The following is a 16,840-nucleotide window of genomic DNA, read 5'->3' as shown; positions in this document are numbered from 1 at the left end:
CGCCGTGCGCGCACGCGACTTCCTGATATTGCTGCTGATCTGCCTCGCCTGGGGCTACAGCAATGTGCTTAGCAAGATCGTGGTCGGCGCATGGCATGTCCCGCCGCTGTTCTTCGCCGCGGTGCGCTTTGCCGTGGTCGTGTTCGCGACGCTGCCGTGGCTGTTGCCGATGCCGCGCCCGCGGCTACGCGTCGCCATGATCGGCCTGCTGATGGGAGCGGGCAATTTCGCGCTGCTGTTCATCGGCTTGCAGACTGCTTCGCCGTCGTCCGCCGCGATCGTGATTCAGGTCGGCGTGCCGTTCACGACGCTGCTGTCGATAGTGATGCTGGGCGAGCGCATCCATTTGCGCCGCGGGATCGGCATCGCGCTGACGCTCGTGGGTGTGGTGCTGGTAGTGTGGAACCCGGACGGGGTCGCGCTCTCGGCGGGGCTGTGGTTCATCGTCGGCGCAGCGTTCGCGGGCTCGCTCGGCGCGGTGATGATGAAGCAGGTCGAGGATGTCGCGCCCTTGCGCTTTCAGGCGTGGGTCGGCCTCGTCTCGTGCCTGCCGCTGGCGCTCGGCTCGGCGCTGTTCGAGCGCGGACAGTGGGCGAGCGCCCTCGCCGCCGGTTGGCCGTTCGTCGCGGCGGTGCTGTTCGCGGCGCTGGTCGTCTCGGTAATGGCGCACACGAGTTATTACGCGCTGATCCGCCGCTACGAGGCGAACCTGCTCGCCCCGCTGACGCTGATGACGCCGCTTGCGACGATCGCGTTCGGTGTCGCGCTGACCGGCGACCATCTTGACCGGCGCATGATCGCAGGCGCGACGCTCGCGCTTCTCGGCGTGCTGGTGGTCGCGATGCGCGCGCGACCGAAGACGGCGTTGCTCGCCGAACGCGAGCAGGCCTAGGGCCGCGCGAAACGCGTCGCGGCATAACGATCGACGTCGACGCCCGTCGGCATCTCACCACCGACCAGCAGCGCCGCGCCGATCTGCGCTGCGGCGGGCGCGGTCTGGATGCCGAACCCGCCCTGGCCTGCGAACCAGAAGAAGCCGGGGACATGCGCGTCGAAGCCGTAGACTGGCGCACGATCGGGCGCGAACGATCGCAATCCCGCCCAGCTGCGCTCCACCTTGGCGACGCGCCAGTCGACCACCTGCTCAAACCGGTCAATCGCCGTGGCAACGTCGATCTCCTCCGGCTGGACATCGTGCGCGTTGACCGGCGTCTCGTCGTGCGGGCTGAGCCACAGACGGCCACCCGCCTCCGGCTTGAAGTAGAAGCCGCCCGAGATGTCGGCGACGTGCGGCAAGGTCGATGGCGGCGCGGTGTCGGTCAGCAATTGCACCATCGTTCGGCGATAAGCTTGCACGCCGATCGGCCGCACGCTGGCGGCGCTCGCCACGGCATCGGCCCAGGCGCCGCTTGCGTTCACCAACACCTCGGCAAAGAAGACCCGCCCGTCATGGGTCACCATCCGCCAGCGTTCGTTCTGCCGCTCGGCCGCTGCCAGCGCCGCGCCTGTTTCCACTACCGCCCCGCCGCATCGCGCAGCGCGCAACCGATCGGCGTAGTAGGCCGCGACATCGATATAGGCACATGACGCTTCCATCACGCCGTGCCGCCACTCGCGCCTGAGCCCCGGCACCAGCGTTGCCGGATCGACGCGGTCGAGCGCGACGGGCGTGTCGGCGAACTCGGCCAGGAACGCGTCAAGCGCCGCTGCGTCGCCGGTCCGCCCGATGTGAAGCGATCCGAGTGGGTCCAGGAACCCGCCATCGCGCAATGCCGGACCCGATGCGGTGGTCAGTGGCTGGATCGCCGGTCCACCGTAGGTCTCGGACCAGAATGCCGCCGATCGCCCGGTCGCGTGGTAGCCCGGCTGGTCCTCCGCCTCCAGCAACAGCACGCGCGCGCGCGCGCCGATCGCGGCGGCAAGGCTCGCGCCCGCAATCCCCGCGCCGACGATCGCGATGTCGTAGTTCACGCGTGAGCCCGCTGCGCAAGGAACGTGTCGATGGCGGCGAGCGCACGGTCGCGCACCGGATCGGCTTCACGCAGCAACTCGTGCGCCGCCTCCGCACCGAAGCGGATCACCTCCGCGTCGGGCAATCGCCCGCCGATCGCCGCCGCCGCGCGCGGGTCGACCAGTGCGTCGCGTTCGGCGAGCAGCATCAGCGTCGGCGTCGTCATGCGCGCCAACGCCAGATCGCGTTGCAGCGCCTGCGTGCCCGCAAACGCTTCCGCCAGCCACGCCCATGACGGCGGTCCGAGCCGGAGCTCGGGTGACTGCGCGTACCACCAATCCTCGTCGGAATAGCGCTCGGCATCCGCCGTCAGGATCGATTGCCGGTCGACCCTGGCGCCCGGCTTCTCACCCCCCTTCCACGCCGCACGCGCGGGATCGCCGGCACGCCGCATCAAGGAGGCGAGCCATCCGCCAGCCCGCGCGCCCACCGGTGAGCGCAAGCCGAGCATCGGAGCGACCAGCACTGCTGCATCCGCGTCGATCACGCGATCGACCAGCGCGCGCAGCACTAGGTATCCGCCCATCGAGTGGCCGATGACGACGTGCGGGCCGTGCTGCTCCGCGACCCAGCTGCGCCAGAAGTCGGACAGGTCAGCGGTCCAGGCTGCGAAATCGTCGGCGTGTCCGACGTTGCGGTTCGCGCTTAGCCGCCCCGATCCGCCCTGACCGCGCCAGTCGAACGCACTGACCGACCAGCCCGCGTCGTGCCAGTGCGCGAACGCCTCCAGGTATTTCTCGAACACGTCACCGCGACCGGTCTGGAACAGGATCGCCCCTCGCGGCTTGGCGGCCGGCCACTCGAAGCGGCGGATCGGCCAACGGTCGGCCGCGTACCATGTCGACACACACGCGTCGGCGGGGATGGCGCGGCGAAAGGCGGCATGGCGGCTCATCTGCCCGCGTGGTTACGGTTTCCTAAGGCATATCGTCTAGCCACCGATTGCATGGGGTTGGGCTTTCTTTCCTGGGCGTTGCCCGCGTGTCTGGGCATCCTGCTGGTTTCGGCCGGCATCGAGGATGCGCGCACCCGCGAGATCGCCAATTGGAAGAACGCGACGATCGCGCTTCTGGCGCCGGTCTGGTGGTTCGCGATCGGGCTAGATCCGTGGCCGATGATGGCGATCCAGCTCGGCGTTGCGTTGATCGCGTTCGCGCTGTTTTGCGGTGCGTTCGCGCTCGGGCAGATGGGTGGCGGCGACGTGAAGCTGATCGGCGCGCTCGCGCTGTGGCTGACGCCGATGAACGTCATGAACATGTTAATCGTCATGTCGATCACAGGCGGCGCGCTGACTGTCGCATTCCTGGTCGACCACAAACTGCGGCGTCGCGAGGGCGCGATCGAGATCCCGTACGGCGTCGCGATCGCGCTCGCCGGGCTGCTCGCACTGCGCGAACCGCTCGTTAACCAATTTACGTAATCATGCAGGCCGATCGAATCGGCCGTTCCGGCATCACGCCAGGAACAGGGGGCAAGAGGCAAGATGGATAGTCGCAAGGTGGTTTTGCTGGTCGGCGCGCTGTTCGTGGCGGCGATCACCGCCTTTATGGCGCGGACGTTGATGGCGGGAAGTGCAGCGCCGACTGCCGCTGCGGTCGCGATGCCCGCGCCTGTCGTCGTTGACGGGCCCGAGGTCCTGGTCGCGACCCGCGCGCTGCCGGTCGGCACCATCCTTGATGCGACTGCGCTGAAGTTCCAGCCGTGGCCCAAAGAACTGGTCGAGAACGCTTACTACAAGAAAGCGGATACCGACATGACCAAGCTGCTCGGGACGGTGGTCCGCCTGCCGATCACGGCAGGCCAGCCGGTGACGCAGGGCGCGCTGGTCAAGCCAGGCGACCGTGGCTTCCTCGCCGCCGCACTCGGCGCCGGGATGCGGGCGGTGACGGTGCCGGTGTCGGCGCAGACCTCGGTCGCGGGGTTCGTCTTCCCGGGCGATCACATCGACCTGATCCTGACACAGTCGGTCGAGGGCGGCGGCGATGGTCCGCCGCTGAAAACCAGCGAGACGGTGATCCGCAACCTGCGCGTGCTCGCCACCGACCAGCGCACCAGCGACGACAAGGACGATCAGGGCAACACGATCGTGAAGACCTTCTCGACCGTCACGGTCGAGGCGACGCCCAAGATCGCCGAGCAGATCGAACTGGCGCAGACACTCGGCAACCTGTCGCTGTCCTTGCGCTCGATCGCCGACAATGCGGGCCAGCTCGAAGAGGCGATCGCCTCCGGCCAGATCAGCGTCGGCGACGGCAAGAACGAAAAGGCGATCCTGGCGCAGGCGGCCAGCATGCCGCAATCGGGTGCGGGCAGCTTCATGACGGGCGCAGACATCTCGCGGTTCCAGCGCCGCACCGTGCCCGGCAAGACCGGCAACGGCGCCGGTGGAGCCCCGTCGATGGCGGTGCCCCCGTACCAGGGAGGCGCAGCGCCCGCATCGCCGGCTGCAATGGCGGGGCCATCGGGCGCACCCGCAGCACCCAGCGGGCCGGTCGTCCGGATCGCCCGCGGCAACAACGTGACCGAAGTTCCGGTCGGGGGAAAGTGATCATGCGTTACTCGTCCATGCCGCTCGGCTGGCCGCTGGCGCTCGCCCTGGCGAGTGCGGCCATCGCCGCCACCCCTGCCGCCGCGCCGGCGCAATCGGGCAACGCGACCACCAACGGCGGGACCGTGCAACTGTCCACCGGTCGCGGCCGGCTGATAACGCTGTCGCGTCCGATGAGTGACCTGTTCGTCGCCTCGTCCGACATCGCCGATGTGCAGGTCCGCTCGCCCACCCAGCTCTACGTCTTCGGCAAGAAGCCGGGCGAGACGACCGTTTCGGCGACCGCGAAGGGCGGCGCGGTCGTTTATGCCGCGACGATCCGCGTCGGCAACAATTTCGACTCGATCCAGTCGATGCTCAATCTCGCCATGCCCGACGCGCAGATCACCGCGACGCCGATGAATGGTATCGTGCTGCTGACCGGGACAGTGCGCGGTCCGGAGGACGGCGCCGAGGCGGAGAAGCTGGTCGCGGCGTTCGTGGGTGAAAACACCAAGGTGCTCAGCCGGCTGCGCACCGCGACGCCGTTGCAGGTCAACCTGCAGGTCAAGTTCGCCGAAGTGAACCGCAACTTTCTGAAGAACATTAACAGCAACATTTCGACCATCGACGGCACGGGCGGTTTCCGCTTCGGCATCGGCGCTGGGCGCAATCCCGCAACAACGATCAACCCGACACGGGGACTGCCGTTCGGCGTGAACGCCGGCAACGTCACCGGCTATGCGATAGACCCAACCACTGGCGCCATCGTTGCAACCCCGGGAACGAGCGTCACCACCAACAACAACATCTATTCCACGGTGGGCGGACTTACCAAGCTGTTCGGCCTGAACCTGCTTTCCGCGATCGATCTGGGCGAGCAGAACGGGCAGGTCACGTCGCTGGCCAATCCGAACCTGACTGCCTTGTCGGGCGAGACCGGCACCTTCCTGGCGGGCGGCGAGATCCCGATCCCGATCTCGCAGGGGCTGGGAGCGGTCTCGATCGAGTACAAGGAGTTCGGCGTCAGCCTCGCCTATACGCCGACCGTGCTGTCGGACGGCCGCATCTCGCTGCGGGTCCGGCCCGAGGTGTCGAACCTCGATTATGCCAATGCGATCCCGATCGGCGGCTCGCGCGTTCCCGCGCTCACCACGCGGCGCGCCGAGACGACGGTGGAGCTCGGCTCAGGCCAGAGCTTCATGATCGCCGGGCTGATGTCCAACACTCACGCGAACTCGTTCGACAAGACGCCGGGTATCGGTGACGTGCCGGTGCTGGGTGCGCTGTTCCGCTCCAACGCGTTTCAGCGCAACGAGACCGAGCTGGTCATCATCATCACGCCGTATCTGGTCAAGCCGGTCAACGGCAACGACATCGCGCTGCCGACCGATGGCTACAAGGCGCCGACCGACCTGCAACGCGTGCTGATGGGTCAGCTGACCGATGGGCAGAGCGGTGCGAGCCGGCCCAAGCCCACCATGCAGGTCGCTCCACCCGCCGCGCCGGCGATCGGTGCCGCCGCTGCGCCGCGTACCGGACACCCGGTGCAGCAGCCGCTCGCCGCCGCTCCGGCGCGCGATGCGGCCGACCGCAAGGCCGCCAGACCCGCCGCGAAGAAGGGCCCCGCGCCCGCGCCCGGCTTCTCCATCAACTGACGCGCGCCACCGTAACGCACAGGGATCATGCCCATGACCAAGCGCCCTCTTCTTCTCGCCGCCGTGGCCGCCGCAACGATGCTCGCAGGCTGCGGCACCGCCAATCGCGGCCTCGAATCGGTTCACCAGCCGGTCGTCAGCCGCGCCGATTACGCGCTCGACGTTCAAAGCGGACCCGACGGGATCGGCGCTGACGAGGCACGCCGTGTCGTCGGCTGGATGGATACGCTGCGGATCGGCTACGGCGACACGATCGCGCTCGACGATCCCTACGGCGCCACGCGTGCGACACGCGGCGACGTGGCGCAGATCGCGGCGCGCTACGGCCTGCTCCTGTCCGACGAAGCACCGATCAACGGATCGCCGGTGACGCCCGGCACCGTCCGCATCGTCGTCAGCCGCTCGCGCGCCGCGGTGCCCGGCTGCGCCGACTGGTCGCGGATGAACAGCCCCAATTACAACGCGCACACCGGCTCGAACTACGGTTGCGCGACCAACACCAACCTGGCGGCGATGGTGGCGAACCCGACCGACCTCGTCCGCGGCGCACCTGGCAACGGCGACTATGATGCCGCGACCGGCACGCGCGCGATCAACTCGCTGCGCGATGCGAAGCCGACCGGCGAAGGTGGCACATGGGTCAAGGGCGAGAGCGTGGGAGGCAAGAAGTGAACGCACCCTGGAAACCGGGCGGCGTCGCCAATCGACTGCCCTTCCTCGCCTTTGCCAGCGACGAAGCGTCGGCCGACGCGCTTCGCCCGATCGCGTCGGAAATGGGCTGGTCGTCGGATAACGTCCACCAGGGCGGCCTGCGTAACGCGGTGCAGACCCTGTCGGTATCGAACAGCCCGCACGTCCTGTTCGTCGACCTGACCGGCTCGGGCGATCCATTGAGCGACATCAACGGCCTGGCGGAGGTGTGCGAGCCCGGCACCGTCGTGATCGCGGCGGGACAGGTGAACGACGTGCGTCTGTACCGCGACCTGCTCGCCTCCGGAATCCACGATTACCTGCTGAAGCCGTTTTCGGCCGATATGCTGCGCGATTCGTTCGCGCAGGCGCAGGCGATCATCAATGCGCCCAAGGTGTCCGAGGCCGGCAGCGCGCGTCCGCATTGCGCGATCGCAGTGATCGGCACGCGCGGCGGCGCAGGCGCGTCGACGATCGCGACCTCGCTCGCCTGGCTGTTGAGCGACAAGGAGCATCGCTCCACCGCGCTGCTTGACCTCGATGTGCATTTCGGCACTGGCGCGCTGGCGCTCGACCTCGAACCCGGTCGCGGCCTGACCGATGCGATCGAGAACCCCAGCCGCATCGACGGGCTGTTCATCGAGCGCGCGATGGTGAAGGCGTCGGAAAACCTGTCCGTCCTCTCGGCCGAGGCGCCGATCAGCCAGCCAGTGATGACCGACGGCGCCGCCTTCTACCAGTTGCAGGAGGAGATGCGTGGCGCGTTCGAGTGCACCGTGGTCGACCTGCCGCGCATGATGCTGGTGCAGCACCCGCATCTCGTCGCCGACGTCAACAGCGCGGTGCTCGTGACCGAGCTGACACTTGCCGCCGCGCGCGACACGATCCGGCTGCTGTCGTGGCTGCGCAGCAACGCGCCGCAGATGCAGATCACCGTGGTGGGCAACCGCGTCCATCCGGGCACCGCGCTCGAGATCACGCGCAAGGATTTCGAGGGCTCGATCGAACGTAAGATCGACGTGATCGTGCCCTTTGACCAGAAACTCGCCGCGCAGGCGGCCAAGCTCGGCAAGCCGCTCGCCGAAGCGGGTAAGGCCTCGAAGACCGTCCAGCCGTTGATCGAGCTCGCCGCGCTGCTCGCCGTCGCCGATGATGAAGGCGCCTCGGTCGACGCGAAGGCGAAGGGCGGGTCGCTGCTGGGCAAGTTCACCAATCTGAAGGGCCTCGTCGCCAAGAAGGACGTGAGCAAAAAGTCGGCGCAGCCCGGGACGAAAAAGTCGACCGCGTCCAAGCCGGCGGCGCGGTGACCGGATGGATGCGCGGGTGTTGGTAGAGGTTGAACCATGCTGCCAGTGATGATGATCGCGATCGGCGGACTCGTCACGCTCGGCATGATCCTGTTCGCGTTCGCGGGTCCATCGGCGCAAAAGGCAAGCAACCGCCGCCTGACTGCGCTGCGCGAGCGTCACTCGACCTCGACCGAGCGGGCGATGGAGGCGCAGATGCGCCGCATCACCGGGCGCAACCAGACCAAGGCTGATAAGGCTGCGATGCGGCTGCTGCCCAACGTGGCCCAGCTGCAGAAGCGCCTGAGCATGACAGGCAAGTCGTGGACGGTCGGCCAGTACGGCATGGTGACCGCCGGACTCGCGATCGGCCTGACGCTGCTGCTCGCGCTGCGTGGGCTTCCGCTGCTGCTCGCCCTGTTCGTCGGGCTCGCGGTCGGCGCGGGCATCCCGCACATGATCGTGGGCAAGACGATCAAGAAGCGCGTCGCCAAGTTCACCGCGAAGTTCCCGGACGCGATCGAGTTGCTCGTGCGTGGTCTCCGCTCCGGCCTGCCAATCACCGAGACGATGTCCGTCGTCGGCGCCGAAATTGAGGGTCCGGTCGGCGAGGAGTTCCGCTCGGTTAGCGACAAGATGAAGATCGGTCGCTCGATGGAGGTCGCGCTGCAGGAAACGGCCGACCGGCTCGGGACTCCCGAGTTCCAGTTCTTCGTCATTACGATTGCCATCCAGCGCGAGACCGGCGGCAATCTCGCCGAGACGCTGCAGAACCTGGCCTCGGTGCTGCGCTCGCGCTCGCAGATGAAGCTCAAGATTCGCGCGATGTCGTCGGAATCGAAAGCATCGGCCTATATCGTCGGCTCGCTTCCGTTCATCGTCTTCATCCTGATCTACATGATCAACAAGGAATATATGAGCGGGTTCTTCGCCGACACCCGGCTGATGGTCATCGGTGGCGGCGGATTGATCTGGCTCGGCCTCGGTGCCTTCATGATGTCCAAGATGGTGAGCTTCGAAATCTGATGGCACCCGCATCCGGCCCCACTTTGTTCGGCATCGACGTCCTGTGGGTGGCGACACTCCTGTCGGGCGTCGCCGCCGCCGCGGTCGTGTTCGCGATCTACGCCGCGATTAGCGTCCGCGATCCGATGGCGAAACGCGTCAAGGCGCTCAACGAACGCCGCGAGCAATTGAAGGCCGGCATCACCGCCAGCACGTCCAAGCGTCGCGCAAAGCTGGTGCAGAAGAACGAAACCGCCGACAGGCTGCGCGACCTGCTGTCGAGCTTCAAGATGTTGCAGGACGAGCAGGTGCGCGCCGCGCAACAGAAGCTGCTCCAGGCCGGTATCCGCAAAAAGGATCTGGCGTTCATTGTGATCTTCGGGCGCGTCGCGCTACCGATCGTCGTGGGCGGGTTGATGGCGCTGTGGGTCTACGGCCTTGATGCGTTGCCCACATGGGGTCCGCTCAAGCGCTATGCCTTGGTCGCAGGGACGCTGGTACTCAGCTACAAGGCGCCCGACATCTACCTCAAGAACCTGATCACCAAACGCTCCCACGCGATCCGCAAGGGATTGCCCGACGCGCTCGATCTGCTCGTGATCTGCGCCGAGGCAGGTCTGACGGTTGACGCTGCGTTTCACCGCGTGGCGAAGGAACTCGGCAAGGCGTATCCGGAACTCGGCGAGGAATATGCGCTGACCGCGATCGAGCTCGGCTTCCTCACCGACCGGCGTCAGGCGTTCGACAATCTGTCAAAACGGGTTGCGCTCGATGCGGTCAAGGGCGTGGTCACCACCATGATCCAGACCGAGAAATACGGCACGCCGCTGGCCAGCGCGCTACGCGTCCTGTCGGCGGAATTCCGTAACGAACGCATGATGCGCGCCGAGGAAAAGGCTGCGCGTCTGCCCGCCATCATGACGATCCCGCTGATCCTCTTCATCCTGCCCGTCCTGTTCATCGTCATCCTCGGACCTGCCGCCTGCTCGATCACCGACTCGTTCGTGAACCGGCCGACCGGCTGACACACCGGCGGGAACAGCGACAGACCGTCCTCGTTATGCTTGCGTAACAGGAGGCATGAGATGCTGTTCACCACCACTACGCAATATATCGCGCTGGCCGTCGCTTTGATTGCTGGATGGCTATTCGGGCTTGCGAGCCATCCCGGCGGCAAGAAGTGGAAGCAGCGTTACGCCGACGAGCGCAACAGCCATGCAGAAACGCGCAAGGCGCAGGAAGCGCGCATCAACGAGCTGGAGCGTGAGAACAGCCGTCTCGCCAATGCCGCGCCGGTGACCGCCGCGACGATCGCGCCGCACGCCGCCTCACGCGCCGAGCCCGCTTACCGCGACGAGACGGTGGTCCGCGATGGCAGCGTGATCCGGGACGAGGATCGCCGTCCGCTCTGATCGTGCCGGTATACAAGTCAATCAAGAGGCCGCCGGAGCACCATGCTCCGGCGGCCTTTTGTATTAGCGCGACTTGAGCGCCGCCTGCGCCGCCGCCAGTCGCGCGATCGGCACGCGGTACGGCGAGGCGCTGACGTAATCGAGTCCGACCTCTTCGCAGAAAGCGATCGACGCCGGATCGCCGCCATGCTCGCCGCAGATGCCGAGCTTGATCGCGGGTCGCGTCGCGCGCCCCCGCTCCGCCGCCAGCCGCACGAGTTCGCCCACGCCCTCGACATCGAGGCTGACGAACGGATCCTTGGCGTAGATGCCCTTCTCGACATAGGCGTCCAGGAAACGTGCCGCGTCGTCGCGGCTGACGCCCAGCGTCGTCTGCGTCAGGTCGTTGGTGCCGAACGAGAAGAACTCGCCCGTCTCGGCGATCTCGCCGGCCTTGAGCGCCGCGCGCGGCAGCTCGATCATCGTGCCGACGAGATAATCGATCTCGCGCCCGCGCTCGGCGAAGACCACCTTGGCTGCCTGATCGACCACCGCCTTCATCAGATCGAGCTCGCGCTTGGTCGCGACGAGCGGAATCATCACTTCGGGGATCGGCGCCTCGCCTGATTTCTCGGCCACGTCGATCGCAGCCTCGAAGATCGCACGTGCCTGCATCTCGTAAATTTCAGGATAGGTCACGCCCAACCGACAGCCGCGATGGCCAAGCATCGGGTTGAACTCGTGCAGCTCGGCCGCGCGGCGCTTGAGCTGGTCGACCGCGATGCCCGCTGCCGACGCGACCTCGGCGAACTCGGCCTCCTCGTGCGGCAGGAACTCGTGGAGCGGCGGGTCGAGCAGCCGGACGGTGACGGGTAACCCCGCCATCACCTCGAAGATCGCGGCAAAATCGCTGCGCTGTTCCGGCAGCAGCCGGTCTAGCGCGGCGCGGCGGCCGGCCTCGTCCTCGGCGAGGATCATCTGGCGCACTGCGGTGATGCGCGTGGCCTCGAAGAACATGTGCTCGGTGCGGCACAGGCCCACCCCTTCGGCACCGAAGTCGCGTGCGACCTGGCAGTCGGCGGGCGTCTCGGCATTGGCACGCACCTTCAAACGGCGTACTTCGTCGGCCCAGTCCATCAGCGTGCCGAAATCGCCGGCGAGCTCGGGCTGGATCGTCGCGACCGCGCCCGCCATCACCTCGCCGGTCGAACCGTCGATCGTGACCGTGTCACCCTCGCGCACCTCGCGCCCGGCCACGCGCATCACCTTGGCCTTTGCGTCGATCGCGATCGAGCCCGCGCCCGAGACGCACGGGCGCCCCATGCCGCGCGCGACCACCGCGGCGTGGCTGGTCATCCCGCCACGTGCGGTCAGGATGCCCTTGGCCGCGTGCATGCCGTGAATGTCCTCGGGGCTGGTTTCAGTGCGGATCAGGATCACCGACTTGCCCTCGCCCGCGTGACGCTCGGCGGTGTCGGCGTCGAACACGGCCTCTCCGCTCGCGGCGCCCGGCGAGGCGGGCAGACCCTTGGTCAGCACGTCGCGCTTGGCCTCGGGGTCGAGCGTCGGGTGGAGCAACTGGTCGAGCGCCTGCGGGTCGACGCGGGCGACCGCCTCGTCGCGGGTGATCAAACCCTCGTTCGCCATGTCGACCGCGATCTTGAGTGCAGCCTTGGCGGTGCGCTTGCCCGAGCGGGTCTGGAGCATCCAGAGCTTGCCCTGCTGCACGGTGAACTCGATGTCCTGCATGTCGCGGTAATGCGTCTCAAGCCGGTCGAACACGGCGGCGAGTTCGGTATAAACCTCCGGCAGCGCCTCTTCCATCGAGGCGGGTTTCGCGCCGGCTTCCTCGCGTGCGGCCTTGGTGAGGTATTGCGGGGTGCGGATGCCGGCAACGACGTCCTCGCCCTGCGCATTGATCAGGAATTCGCCGTAATAAGCCCGGTCGCCCTTCGACGGATCGCGGGTGAAGGCGACGCCGGTCGCCGACGTGTCGCCCATGTTGCCGAACACCATCGCCTGAACGTTGACCGCGGTGCCCCAGTTTGCGGGGATGTCGTTCAGCCGGCGATAGACCTTGGCACGGTCCGACTGCCACGAGCCGAACACCGCACCAACCGCACCCCAGAGCTGATCGTGCTCGTCTTGCGGGAAAGGCTTGCCCCATTGCTGCTCAACGAGGCCCTTATACTCGTCGACCAGCGCCCGCAGGTCGTCGGCGGAGAGTTCGGTGTCGAGTGTGTAGCCGCGATCTTCCTTGGCGATCTCCAGCGCTTCCTCGAAGGCCCCGTGGTCGAGTTCGAGCACCACGTCGGCGTACATCTGGATGAAGCGGCGGTAGCTGTCCCAGGCAAAGCGGGCGTCGCCCGACGCAGCAGCCAGTCCCTCGACGGTCCGGTCATTGAGGCCGAGGTTGAGGACGGTGTCCATCATCCCGGGCATCGAGACGCGCGCGCCCGAGCGGACCGAGACGAGCAGCGGATCGGCAGCGTCCCCGAACTTCTTGCCCGTCACCTGCTCGATATGCGCGATGCCGGCGGCGACCTCGTCACGCAGCGACTGCGGGAAGCGCTCACCCTCCTCGTAGTAGCGCGTGCACATTTCGGTCGAGATGGTGAAACCGGGGGGGACGGGCAGACCGATCGAGGCCATCTCGGCAAGGTTCGCGCCCTTGCCGCCGAGCAGGTTCTTCTGGTCGACTTTTCCTTCCGCCGTGCCGCCGCCGAAGCGGTAGACGTATTGCACCTGATCGCCCGCTACGCTTGCCACCCTGCTCGTCTCCTGCTGCTTTGTTGTTGCAACGCGGCATAGTCGCGGAAAGGTGCGATGGCCAGTGGGTGGCGGGTGTCGAAGGGACCGGAAAACTCGCGCAAGATTGTTGCGAAGTTGAGAAAGTTGACAGTCACGCGCGGGTACGTGCGGCTGCCTCAGCCCCTCACCGTCCCTCTCCCCATGTGGAGAGGGGCATTGCGGCTACCCTTCGATCTTCGAGAAGTCGGCGACGGTGTGGACGGAGGCGCGGACGCGGGCGAGGAGGGCCAGCCGCGCGGCGCGCTTCGCCGGATCGGGGTCGTTGACGGTGACGGTGTCAAAGAACGCGTCGATCGGTGCACGAAGCGTTGCGAGCGCCGCCATCGCCGCCTCGAAATCCTCCGCCTCGACCGCGCGGGCGGCGGCGGGTTCGGCGGCGTCGAGCGCGGCGATCAGCGCGGCCTCGTCCTTTTCGGGCGTGTAGGACAGCGATTCGTGAGCAACCGGTGCGGACGCGTCGACGCCTTCCTTTTTCAAGATGTTGGCGGCGCGCTTGTAGCCGGCAAGCAGATTGGCGCCGTCGTCGGTCGTGACGAACGATTGCAGCGCGCGGACGCGGGCAAGCAGGCGGACGAGGTCGTCCTCGCCACCTAATGCGAAAACCGCGTCGATCAGGTCGTGGCGGACGCCGGCTTCGCGTTGCTGGACCTTGAGGCGGTCGGCGAAGAAGTCGAGCACCGCGCTGCGGTCGAGCCGAGGCCCGTCCAACACCGCGACATATTCGTCGATCACCGCAGAAATGCCGCCTGAAAACTGCACGTCGTGCTTGGACGACGCGTAGCTCATGTCGGCGTTGCGTACGAACGGCGTGCCCGCATCACGAGCTTCCCAAAAGCGCGCCTCCCACTGGCGAAACGCATCGGGATATTTGGCGATCGCCTGTCCTGCCAGCGTGCGTGCCACCGCGGCGCCCTGCTGCTCCAGCGCGCGCGCGAGCGGCAGCCGGACCTTGCCCGCGATCAGCGTCGCGCTGACGCCAAGTGCCGCGCGACGCAACGCGAACGGGTCCTTCGATCCGGTCGGCTTTTCGTTGATCGCGAAGAAGCTGGCGATCGTGTCCAGCTTGTCGGCCAGGCTCACCGCCACCGTGACTGGCGCGGTCGGGACCTCATCGCCCTGCCCGACCGGCTTGTAATGGTCGCGGATCGCTTCGGCGACCTGGGGGTCCTCGCCTTGCGCGGCGGCGTAATAGCCGCCCATCAGGCCCTGTAGCTCGGGGAACTCGCCGACCATGCCGGTGACGAGGTCGGCCTTGGCGAGCCGCGCCGCACGTTCGGCGAGCGCGGGGTCACACGCGGGCACGATGCCTTCCTTTGCCAGCCAGCGCGCGAGCTTGGCGACGCGGTCGACCTTGTCGGCGACGGTGCCGAGCTTCTCGTGGAACACGATCTTCTCGAGCTTCTTGGCCTGTTCCTCAAGCGGCACCTTCAGGTCTTTGTCGTAGAAGAAGCGCGCGTCGGAGAGGCGGGCGGCTAGGACCTTGCGGTTGCCCTCGACGATCTTCGCGCCGCCGTCGGCGGCATTGATGTTGGCGGTGCAGACGAAGGCGTTCGCCAGTTTTCCGTCGCCCGAGCGGCAGACAAAATACTTCTGGTTCACGCGCGCGGTGAGCTGGATCACCTCCGGCGGCACGTCGAGGAAGGCGGCGTCGAAGCGGCCGAGCAGCGGCACCGGCCATTCAGTGAGGCCAGCGTTCTCCGCGACCAGCCCCTCGTCGGGGACGAGTTCGAGACCGGCCTCGGCTGCCAGTGCGCCGGCGCGGTCGCGGATGATCGCGGCGCGCTCGTCCTGATCGACGATGACGTGGCACAAGCGCAGCTTGTCGGCATAGTCGGCGGCCGAGCCGATCGTGATGGGGCCTGGATGATGGAAGCGGTGGCCGTAAGTGACCGCGCCGCTCTCGATCCCCGCAACGGTGACGGGCACGACATCCTCACCCAGCAGCGCGACGACGCCGTGGAGCGGGCGAACCCAGCGCAGGGACTCGGTCGAGGCGGAGGCGTCGCCCCAGCGCATCGACTTGGGCCAGGGAAAGGCGCGGACGATCGCGGGGATGGCGTCCGCAAGCACGTCGGCGGTGGCGCGGCCGGGCTTCTCGGTCACCGCAAAGAACACGCCGTCCCGCTCGGTCAACTGCTCGCGGTTCAGGCCGGTTTTGCGCAGGAAGCCGTCGAGCGCCTGCGGCGGAGCGCTGGTCTTGGGGCCCTTCACTTCCTCGCTGACAGCCTCAGTTGCGAGCGGCAGGTCACGCGCGATCAGCGCGAGGCGACGCGGGGTGGCGTAAGTGACGATCTCGGACGCGGCGAGCCCGGCGCGGGCGAGTTCGGCCTCGAACAGACGTGACAGGTCCTCGCGTGCCTTCGCCTGCATCCGCGCCGGGATTTCCTCCGAGCGGAGTTCGAGCAGGAAATCAGTCGCATTCTGGTCGGCGGGATTCACAGGCTCCACTCCGGGTAACGTGCCTGCCAGGCGGGCGTCATCTTCTCGATCTGCGCGGCGCACGCGCCCTTCGCGAGGTCGCGGACGCGGCCCATGTAGGCCTGCCGCTCGGCGACCGAGATGACACCGCGCGCCTGCAACAGGTTGAAGACGTGGCTCGCCTTGATCGCCTGCTCGTAGGCCGCGATCGGCAGCTTGGCATTGAGCGAATTCTCGCACTCGGCGGTGTGCTTGCGGAAGGCGTCGAACAGGGCGTCGGTGTCGGCGACCTCGAAGTTCCAGGTCGACATCTGGCGCTCGTTCTCGAGGAACACCTCGCCGTAGCTGACGCCCGCGTCGTTGAACGCGAGGTCGTACACGTTGTCGACGTCCTGGATGTACATGGCGAGGCGCTCGAGCCCGTAGGTCAGCTCACCCGCCACCGGCTTGCAGTCGAACCCGCCCATCTGCTGGAAATAGGTGAACTGCGTCACCTCCATGCCGTCGCACCACACCTCCCAGCCCAGCCCCCAGGCGCCGAGTGTGGGCGATTCCCAGTCGTCCTCGACGAAGCGGATGTCGTGCGTCGTCACATCGACGCCGATCGCGAGCAGGCTGCCGAGGTAGAGCTCCTGCAGGTCGGACGGGCTGGGTTTGAGAATCACCTGATACTGGTAATAATGCTGCAGCCGGTTCGGGTTCTCGCCGTAGCGGCCGTCGGTCGGGCGGCGGCAGGGTTGCACGAACGCCGCGTTCCACGGCTCGGGCCCGAGCGCGCGCAGCGTCGTCGCAGGGTGAAACGTCCCCGCTCCCATCTCCATGTCATAGGGTTGCAGGATGAGGCAGCCGCGGTCCGACCAATATTGGTGGAGCCGCAGGATCATCGACTGGAACGAGAGCGGGCGCGCGCCGCCGGTGCTGGTGGTGTGGGCGTCGGTCATGACGCGCGGAGCCTTGGCCCAGCGGTTCCGCAGAATCAACAAGCGGCGGAAGGCTCTACAATGCCTCGTCGTCATCTCTGCACGACTTTTTGTCAGGGCTGC

Annotated in this window: 14 protein-coding genes; 9 read left to right on the top strand and 5 right to left on the bottom strand. The window is 67.1% G+C overall.

Features of this window, described 5'->3' with window-relative positions; genetic code table 11:
• Positions 1 to 4: 4 nt before the first annotated feature.
• Positions 5 to 892, top strand: a complete 888-nt coding sequence (locus SMN802W_RS0105305; protein ID WP_019515858.1) for a DMT family transporter — start codon at positions 5 to 7, stop codon at positions 890 to 892.
• Here the strand turns inward: SMN802W_RS0105305 and SMN802W_RS0105300 are convergent.
• Together SMN802W_RS0105300 and SMN802W_RS0105295 are read right to left on the bottom strand one after the other, a co-directional pair.
• The gene (locus SMN802W_RS0105300; RefSeq protein WP_019515857.1) at positions 889 to 1,971 is read right to left on the bottom strand and encodes an NAD(P)/FAD-dependent oxidoreductase; all 1,083 of its coding nucleotides are present in this window, start codon (positions 1,969 to 1,971) and stop codon (positions 889 to 891) included. The genes SMN802W_RS0105305 and SMN802W_RS0105300 overlap by 4 nt on opposite strands.
• On the bottom strand, positions 1,968 to 2,906 hold the full coding sequence (locus SMN802W_RS0105295; RefSeq protein ID WP_019515856.1) for an alpha/beta fold hydrolase: 939 nt from the start codon (positions 2,904 to 2,906) through the stop codon (positions 1,968 to 1,970). Before SMN802W_RS0105295 ends, SMN802W_RS0105300 begins: the two co-directional genes overlap by 4 nt.
• Positions 2,907 to 2,957: 51 nt before the next feature.
• Between SMN802W_RS0105295 and SMN802W_RS0105290 the strand changes: the two genes are divergently transcribed.
• The 8 genes from SMN802W_RS0105290 to SMN802W_RS0105255 all read left to right on the top strand — a co-directional run bounded on the left by SMN802W_RS0105290 (position 2,958) and on the right by SMN802W_RS0105255 (position 10,589).
• Positions 2,958 to 3,431, top strand: a complete 474-nt coding sequence (locus SMN802W_RS0105290; protein ID WP_019515855.1) for an A24 family peptidase — start codon at positions 2,958 to 2,960, stop codon at positions 3,429 to 3,431.
• Between the two features lie 63 nt (positions 3,432 to 3,494).
• Positions 3,495 to 4,559 carry a Flp pilus assembly protein CpaB gene (gene cpaB / locus SMN802W_RS0105285; RefSeq protein ID WP_019515854.1) on the top strand — a complete coding sequence of 355 codons (1,065 nt, stop codon included), beginning with the start codon at positions 3,495 to 3,497 and terminating at the stop codon, positions 4,557 to 4,559.
• Between the two features lie 2 nt (positions 4,560 to 4,561).
• Positions 4,562 to 6,196: a type II and III secretion system protein family protein gene (locus tag SMN802W_RS0105280; protein ID WP_026325775.1), complete on the top strand. Its 1,635-nt coding sequence runs from the start codon at positions 4,562 to 4,564 to the stop codon at positions 6,194 to 6,196.
• Positions 6,197 to 6,229: 33 nt separating this feature from the next.
• Entirely contained in the window at positions 6,230 to 6,868 is a 639-nt protein-coding gene (locus SMN802W_RS0105275) for a CpaD family pilus assembly protein (RefSeq protein WP_156818734.1), read from the top strand.
• Positions 6,865 to 8,193 (top strand): hypothetical protein, encoded by a 1,329-nt coding sequence (locus tag SMN802W_RS0105270; RefSeq protein WP_019515851.1) that lies wholly within the window; start codon positions 6,865 to 6,867, stop codon positions 8,191 to 8,193. Before SMN802W_RS0105275 ends, SMN802W_RS0105270 begins: the two co-directional genes overlap by 4 nt.
• Before the next feature lie 36 nt (positions 8,194 to 8,229).
• A complete protein-coding gene (locus SMN802W_RS0105265; RefSeq protein ID WP_019515850.1) occupies positions 8,230 to 9,198 on the top strand; it encodes a type II secretion system F family protein in 969 nt (322 codons plus the stop codon).
• Positions 9,198 to 10,202: a type II secretion system F family protein gene (locus SMN802W_RS0105260; RefSeq protein WP_019515849.1), complete on the top strand. Its 1,005-nt coding sequence runs from the start codon at positions 9,198 to 9,200 to the stop codon at positions 10,200 to 10,202. Before SMN802W_RS0105265 ends, SMN802W_RS0105260 begins: the two co-directional genes overlap by 1 nt.
• 60 nt (positions 10,203 to 10,262) lie before the next feature.
• Positions 10,263 to 10,589 carry a hypothetical protein gene (locus tag SMN802W_RS0105255; RefSeq protein WP_019515848.1) on the top strand — a complete coding sequence of 109 codons (327 nt, stop codon included), beginning with the start codon at positions 10,263 to 10,265 and terminating at the stop codon, positions 10,587 to 10,589.
• Between the two features lie 63 nt (positions 10,590 to 10,652).
• Here the strand turns inward: SMN802W_RS0105255 and ppdK are convergent, their stop codons facing one another.
• The 3 genes from ppdK to SMN802W_RS0105240 form a co-directional block, all read right to left on the bottom strand.
• Complete coding sequence (gene ppdK / locus SMN802W_RS0105250; protein WP_019515847.1) at positions 10,653 to 13,337, bottom strand: pyruvate, phosphate dikinase; 2,685 nt, start codon at positions 13,335 to 13,337, stop codon at positions 10,653 to 10,655.
• Positions 13,338 to 13,541: 204 nt separating this feature from the next.
• Complete coding sequence (gene glyS / locus SMN802W_RS0105245; protein WP_051083512.1) at positions 13,542 to 15,749, bottom strand: glycine--tRNA ligase subunit beta; 2,208 nt, start codon at positions 15,747 to 15,749, stop codon at positions 13,542 to 13,544.
• A 65-nt stretch (positions 15,750 to 15,814) separates the two neighbouring features.
• Positions 15,815 to 16,738 carry a glycine--tRNA ligase subunit alpha gene (locus tag SMN802W_RS0105240; protein ID WP_019515845.1) on the bottom strand — a complete coding sequence of 308 codons (924 nt, stop codon included), beginning with the start codon at positions 16,736 to 16,738 and terminating at the stop codon, positions 15,815 to 15,817.
• Between the last annotated feature and the right edge of the window lie 102 nt (positions 16,739 to 16,840).

Origin of the sequence: Sphingomonas sp. Mn802worker (genome assembly GCF_000382485.1) — a bacterium.
GTDB lineage: Bacteria > Pseudomonadota > Alphaproteobacteria > Sphingomonadales > Sphingomonadaceae > Sphingomonas.
Note: the sequence above shows the minus strand (reverse complement) of the source record. Positions and strands in the feature narration are given on the sequence as shown.

Bases quoted from the DNA above. Each gene is read 5' to 3' on its own strand.
- SMN802W_RS0105290 (WP_019515855.1), top strand. From the start codon at position 2,958: ATGGGGTTGGGCTTTCTTTCCTGGGCGTTGCCCGCGTGTCTGGGCATC.
- SMN802W_RS0105265 (WP_019515850.1), top strand. From the start codon at position 8,230: ATGCTGCCAGTGATGATGATCGCGATCGGCGGACTCGTCACGCTCGGC.
- SMN802W_RS0105275 (WP_156818734.1), top strand. From the start codon at position 6,230: ATGACCAAGCGCCCTCTTCTTCTCGCCGCCGTGGCCGCCGCAACGATG.
- SMN802W_RS0105295 (WP_019515856.1), bottom strand. From the start codon at position 2,906: ATGAGCCGCCATGCCGCCTTTCGCCGCGCCATCCCCGCCGACGCGTGT.
- cpaB (WP_019515854.1), top strand. From the start codon at position 3,495: ATGGATAGTCGCAAGGTGGTTTTGCTGGTCGGCGCGCTGTTCGTGGCG.
- SMN802W_RS0105280 (WP_026325775.1), top strand. From the start codon at position 4,562: ATGCGTTACTCGTCCATGCCGCTCGGCTGGCCGCTGGCGCTCGCCCTG.
- SMN802W_RS0105240 (WP_019515845.1), bottom strand. From the start codon at position 16,738: ATGACCGACGCCCACACCACCAGCACCGGCGGCGCGCGCCCGCTCTCG.
- SMN802W_RS0105255 (WP_019515848.1), top strand. From the start codon at position 10,263: ATGCTGTTCACCACCACTACGCAATATATCGCGCTGGCCGTCGCTTTG.
- SMN802W_RS0105260 (WP_019515849.1), top strand. From the start codon at position 9,198: ATGGCACCCGCATCCGGCCCCACTTTGTTCGGCATCGACGTCCTGTGG.
- glyS (WP_051083512.1), bottom strand. From the start codon at position 15,749: ATGCAGGCGAAGGCACGCGAGGACCTGTCACGTCTGTTCGAGGCCGAA.